This window comes from Streptococcus sp. 1004_SSPC, assembly GCF_001069025.1.
GTDB classification, from domain to species: domain Bacteria; phylum Bacillota; class Bacilli; order Lactobacillales; family Streptococcaceae; genus Streptococcus; species Streptococcus vestibularis.
Genome location: NZ_JWGQ01000083.1, coordinates 1 through 4,893, shown reverse-complemented (window position 1 = coordinate 4,893; position 4,893 = coordinate 1). Strand labels below are relative to the sequence as shown.

General features: G+C 38.7%; 5 protein-coding genes and 3 pseudogenes. 1 reads left to right on the top strand and 7 read right to left on the bottom strand.

Going from position 1 to position 4,893, the window contains the following annotated elements:
• Positions 1-10: 10 nt before the first annotated feature.
• From ADF62_RS06780 to ADF62_RS11530, 7 genes and pseudogenes are all read right to left on the bottom strand, one after another.
• A pseudogene (locus ADF62_RS06780) lies at positions 11-228 on the bottom strand (pyridoxal 5'-phosphate synthase glutaminase subunit PdxT); the annotation flags it as partial.
• A gap of 133 nt (positions 229-361) precedes the next feature.
• Positions 362-889 (bottom strand): annotated as a pseudogene (locus tag ADF62_RS11780) (CPBP family intramembrane glutamate endopeptidase); the annotation flags it as partial.
• 157 nt (positions 890-1,046) lie between these two features.
• Positions 1,047-2,432 carry an MFS transporter gene (locus tag ADF62_RS06770; RefSeq protein ID WP_048788419.1) on the bottom strand — a complete coding sequence of 462 codons (1,386 nt, stop codon included), beginning with the start codon at positions 2,430-2,432 and terminating at the stop codon, positions 1,047-1,049.
• Positions 2,433-2,486: 54 nt separating this feature from the next.
• Complete coding sequence (locus ADF62_RS06765; RefSeq protein ID WP_232009624.1) at positions 2,487-2,864, bottom strand: MarR family winged helix-turn-helix transcriptional regulator; 378 nt, start codon at positions 2,862-2,864, stop codon at positions 2,487-2,489.
• A 151-nt stretch (positions 2,865-3,015) separates the two neighbouring features.
• Positions 3,016-3,579, bottom strand: coding sequence for a sugar O-acetyltransferase (locus ADF62_RS06760; RefSeq protein ID WP_048788418.1), 564 nt, complete (start codon positions 3,577-3,579; stop codon positions 3,016-3,018).
• Between the two features lie 427 nt (positions 3,580-4,006).
• Complete coding sequence (locus ADF62_RS11685) at positions 4,007-4,132, bottom strand: hypothetical protein (protein WP_275043073.1); 126 nt, start codon at positions 4,130-4,132, stop codon at positions 4,007-4,009.
• 106 nt (positions 4,133-4,238) lie between these two features.
• Positions 4,239-4,607: an LPXTG cell wall anchor domain-containing protein gene (locus ADF62_RS11530; RefSeq protein WP_239665008.1), complete on the bottom strand. Its 369-nt coding sequence runs from the start codon at positions 4,605-4,607 to the stop codon at positions 4,239-4,241.
• Between the two features lie 52 nt (positions 4,608-4,659).
• Between ADF62_RS11530 and ADF62_RS11525 the strand changes: the two are divergent.
• Positions 4,660-4,893, top strand: a pseudogene (locus tag ADF62_RS11525) (cell wall protein); the annotation flags it as partial.

The following is a 4,893-nucleotide window of genomic DNA, read 5'->3' as shown; positions in this document are numbered from 1 at the left end:
GAAATTTGAATCAAAGCTTTTCTTTTTTTGACTGACTAATCATCTCTAGAAAATAGGTATGGATCCTTGTATCACCTGTTAATTCTGGATGAAACGAGGTGACAAGCATTTGTTTTTCCTTGGCTGCCACGATTGCCCATTGACTTGAGCTAAAATCTCAACTTCTGGTCCAACGGTTTCAATGATTAGTGTATGAATAAAGTCTATGGGAATCTCACCAATTCCCTTTTCGAAGCACTCCACCCTATAATATAATTGTTTTTTGCCTCTTATTATTGACTATCTTATTCGTAAAAAGCCTGCTTTTATTGAAAATGTCTCAGCACTTCGAAATATTCCCCCTATACAAGAAGGTTCTATTAACTGAAGTCAAAAGTCCTAGGAAGAAAAATTCCTCGTAGAAACCGTCAAGCAATCCGTAGATAATAGCCATAGGTTAGGTAAGAGAGCCAGAAACTTATTAAGCACGTCCATAGGGCTAGTAAAAGCTAAAACTTGAGGGCTAAAGTAATTATACTGACCTGACAGAGTGCTGACCATATCAGCGAAGAAATCCATGATAGCGAAAATAAAAGATACTCAAAAGAGAACAGACCACTTTAGGCGTATAGGTAATTGTTTAAAGTCAAAATGACGTATCCAGAGATAAATAATCACTAAGACTAAGAGAATAACCTGTAAGTTCACTTGAGTAGGCTGCTCCTTCACTAGCCGTATTTGTCGCTGTCTCACTTATTGTTGTGTAAATAGTTGGCGATAGACTAGCTATATACATCTGGGGCGAACGGACAATAAACTGACCAAACATAATGATCGTAATAATACCGATATCAAACCACCTCAGATTCTTTAGAGGTTGTTCGGGACTAATTTTCCTGAGTAAGGACATTGATCTTTCCTTCTATCATCTTCATCGAAGACTGTTTTTCTTTAAGTCTATTATAGATAAAAAACTTTAAATCTAACTAGAATTTTCAATAAAATTAGTATACGGTTAAAAAAGAAAAAGCAAGGGAAAGCATGTTTCCTTTGCTTCATTTTAATTATTAATCGTTCTTTTTGACAACGTTCACAAGTACAATAAGTTGGAATACTGCTAAAACAAGTAAAACCCTAAACCCATTTTGACTCCCCTGAGCCGTTGCTTGCGCAAAGTCAATCTTATGATTGGTTTGACTTAAGGCAACGATGAGGGAAGCAAGTGTTGTCCCTACTGCTCCTGCAAACTGTTGGAGGGTATTAAAAATAGCATTGGCATCAGCCCGTTGGTCCAAAGGCAATTGCTTTTGTCCGTTAGTCATAACATTACCAAAAGCAACTCCAAGCCCCGTCATAAAAATCATGTAAAAGACGAGGATTAAAGTATTTGAAAGAGAAAGACCGAACACGCTAAATAGCAACTGAGCAAGTACGATAAGGATTGCTCCAATCAGAATTGGTTTACGTGCCCCCATCTTATCTAAAATAATTCCCGAGAATGGTGCAAATCCTGCACCAATCAATGCACCCGGAAGAATCATCAGGGCGGCAAGAGTTGTATTAGAGTGGTTAACCAACTGAACATAGTTAGGTAAGAGGAAACTCATCGCAAGGGATCCCAATTGAAAAGAAAAGAAAGCTATGATATGACCGGTCAGTTTACGATTTTTCAAAATCGAAAGATTGATAATGGAATTATCCAATTTAATTGAACGCCTAATCAAAATGACAAGACCTAAGATACCAATCAAAAGCCAACCTAAGACTGAGAAACTGAAGAAAGCATGATCAGCAATTCCATGAAGGCCTAAAATCAAGCCCAAGAAAAGAAAGATGATAGCCAGTAGACTGAGGATATCTAAAGATTCACGTTTAACCTCACTCTTTTGCTCAATGGAACGAAGCCCTGCTATCAGTGAAGCCAAGAGAATAGGAAACTGAACAAGAAAAATAGAACGCCAGCCAAAATGTGTCGTTAGAAGACCGCCGACGGTTGGGCCAATGGCTGGTGCAACTGCTGTAATCAGTGTACCAACCCCCATCATAAGACCAATCTTACGGCTAGGTATCCGCTCCAAAATGATATTAAACATGAGAGGAAGGGCAAAACCGACACCCAGACCTTGTACCAAGCGACCCAAGACTACAAAGCCAAAGTTAGGAGCTATGAAGTCGATAAGGACACCCAAGACCGACAGCAGATTGGCGATTAGGAAGATAGATTTCATCTTAAAGGAACGCTTGAGGTAGGCTGATAAGGGTACCACACAAGCAACGACTAATAGGTAGATGGTTGTGACCCACTGAACTGTTGATGTTGTTACTGAAAATTCCTTCATCAAAATCGGGAAGGTGATGTTCATGGCTGTTTCACCAGCCACTCCACAAAAGGAAAGGATGCCTGTCGCAAAGATAGCAGACAAGACCTTGATGGAGATCTTTTCTTCTGACATGAGTATTTATTCCTCCTTGATAAACTTAAAGATTACGATAGTGTTGTAAGATTTTTAGAAAGATCTCTCTTCAGCTGAAAATTGCTGAGCAAACTCTTTCTCTTCTTTACGAAGATAGGATTGACAGGCAGACGCGATTTTCACCGCCTTATCCGTTAAAACAACCGCTTTTTGCCTAGCGTCTTTCGATGAGGTATGTCGTTCGATAAGGCCTTTTTTCTCCATCCGCTGTAAGAGAACTGTTGTTATTGACCTTTGAATGTCAAATTCGTGCTCAATGTCACGTTGAAATACCTCATACTTAGCATGATTGGTTATAAAATCGATAATGGCCATCTGATTTCCAGTCAAATCATATTGTTTGGCAAACTGATCCAAGTGGCGCAACATATTGTTATTTGCTTGCTTCAACAAGCCTCCAAAATGGTCCAAAAAATAACTCCTTAACCATATTGTTAGCTAACTAGCGTTATGTAGTATAAGAGTTTTAGAAGGTAATGTCAATAACTTTTCAAAAAATTTCCACTCAACTTTCAATAGATTTCGAAAAAACTCAAGGACTTAAATCCTTGAGTTGCTTCACTTAATCTTTTTTGACAGGAATTTCCTTAATAATACGCGCTGGATTCCCACCTAGAACCACATTATCACCAAAGGACTTGGTAACGACTGCCCCTGCTCCAGCTACTACATTATTCCCCAATGTAACGCCTGGAAGAATGATCACACCTCCACCAGCCCAGAAATTATCGCCAATGGTAATCGGTGCCCCATATTCAATGCCTGAATTGCGCTCAGTTGGATCAAGCGGATGAAGAGGTGTTAAAAACTGACAATTGGGACCAATCATAGCATTGTCACCAATCGTGATAGGACAAATATCTAGCATAGTCAAATTCCAGTTAGAATAAAAATTTTCACCAATATGGATATTGACCCCATAATCGGTAACGAACTGAGGGTTCATAGCAACATTTTCCCCAGTAGAACCAAACCAAGATTTGACAATTTCAGCCCTCTTGAGACAGTTAGGTTCCGTATTAAAGGCCATTTGCTTTTCTCTAGATTTAGCTGCTAAAGCACGTAACTCAGGATCGCTAGGTTTATAAAACTCACCTGCAATCATTTTTTCATATTCTGTCGGCATGGCATTCTCCTCTTCTTGCTTCTTCTCCTATATTGTAGTATAGAAGTGATGTTACCACAAGCGAATGTGTGCTGTAAAAGTAAGTAAAGTCCTTTCATACTTTTATCATATTTAGTAATTTCCGTAGCCTTCAGACCGTTCATTAACAAAAAAACCAAGTTCTCTATGCAACTTGAGATTTTCTTTCTATCTGGGCATGCCTGAGTGTTTCAGGTCTTTTGATTATTTTCCTCATTTACCTTTGTTTGCTTTTTCCTCATCTTAATGTTAGTTATGCTATCAACAGATGAACCTGTGTCTCCATTCTTATCGAAATGGTTTTCCACCATATCTTCTTTTAAATCTAAGCTATTCAACTTCAATCAAGTTATAACAAAAAGTAGATTAGGACTTAGTTCCAATCTACTTTCATTCTAGATATTGAATGTTAACACCATAAATCTAACAAGTTTTCCAAATGTGTAACGGCATCTACAAAGTTATCCACAACGTAAGTTGCTACTTCTTTAACAGCCTTTGGAGCATGGGACATACAGTAAGAAATGTCTACCACCTCAACATTCCCAAATAAAAACACCTCATAGCTAGATTGTTATCCAACATAGAGGTGTTTTTTGTGCTTTTCTGAGTATTGTTATGTCTTTTGCAATACTAAACTACTAATAATCCTCACGTTCTTCATCTTTCTTACGTTTAGCAAGAAAAGCAAGACCTGTTGCAGTTGCCAAAGCACCAAATACCATTGATAATAATGAGTTTTCCTCACCTGTCTTAGGAAGAGCATGGCTACCACGTTTTTGTTTAGGATCCTTAACTTCAGAAGACGACTCTGATGCACTTGTTGATGCTGATCCTGAGTTCGACACTAACTGTGACTCGGAAATTGACTCACTTTCTGGGGATAATTCGGAATTTGATACAGATTGTAATTCTGAGATTGAGGCACTTTCTGAGGCAGACACAGAATTAGAAACTGATTGCGATTCTGAGATTGACTCACTTGTTGAAGTCGATTCTGAGTTAGACACTGATTGTGATTCAGAAATTGAGACACTTGTTGACGCTGATTCTGAAGCTGATGTGCTTGCTGACTCGGACGCGCTTGTTGAAGCGGATTCTGACGTGCTTATTGACGCTGAGTCTGAGTTTGATACTGATTGTGATTCTGAAATTGAGGCACTTTCTGACGCTGATTCTGAGTTTGACACTGATTGGGATGTAGATACAGAGGCACTTTCTGAGGCAGACACAGAATTAGAAACTGATTGCGATTCTGAAATTGATTCACTTTCTGACGCTGACTCGGAATTTGAT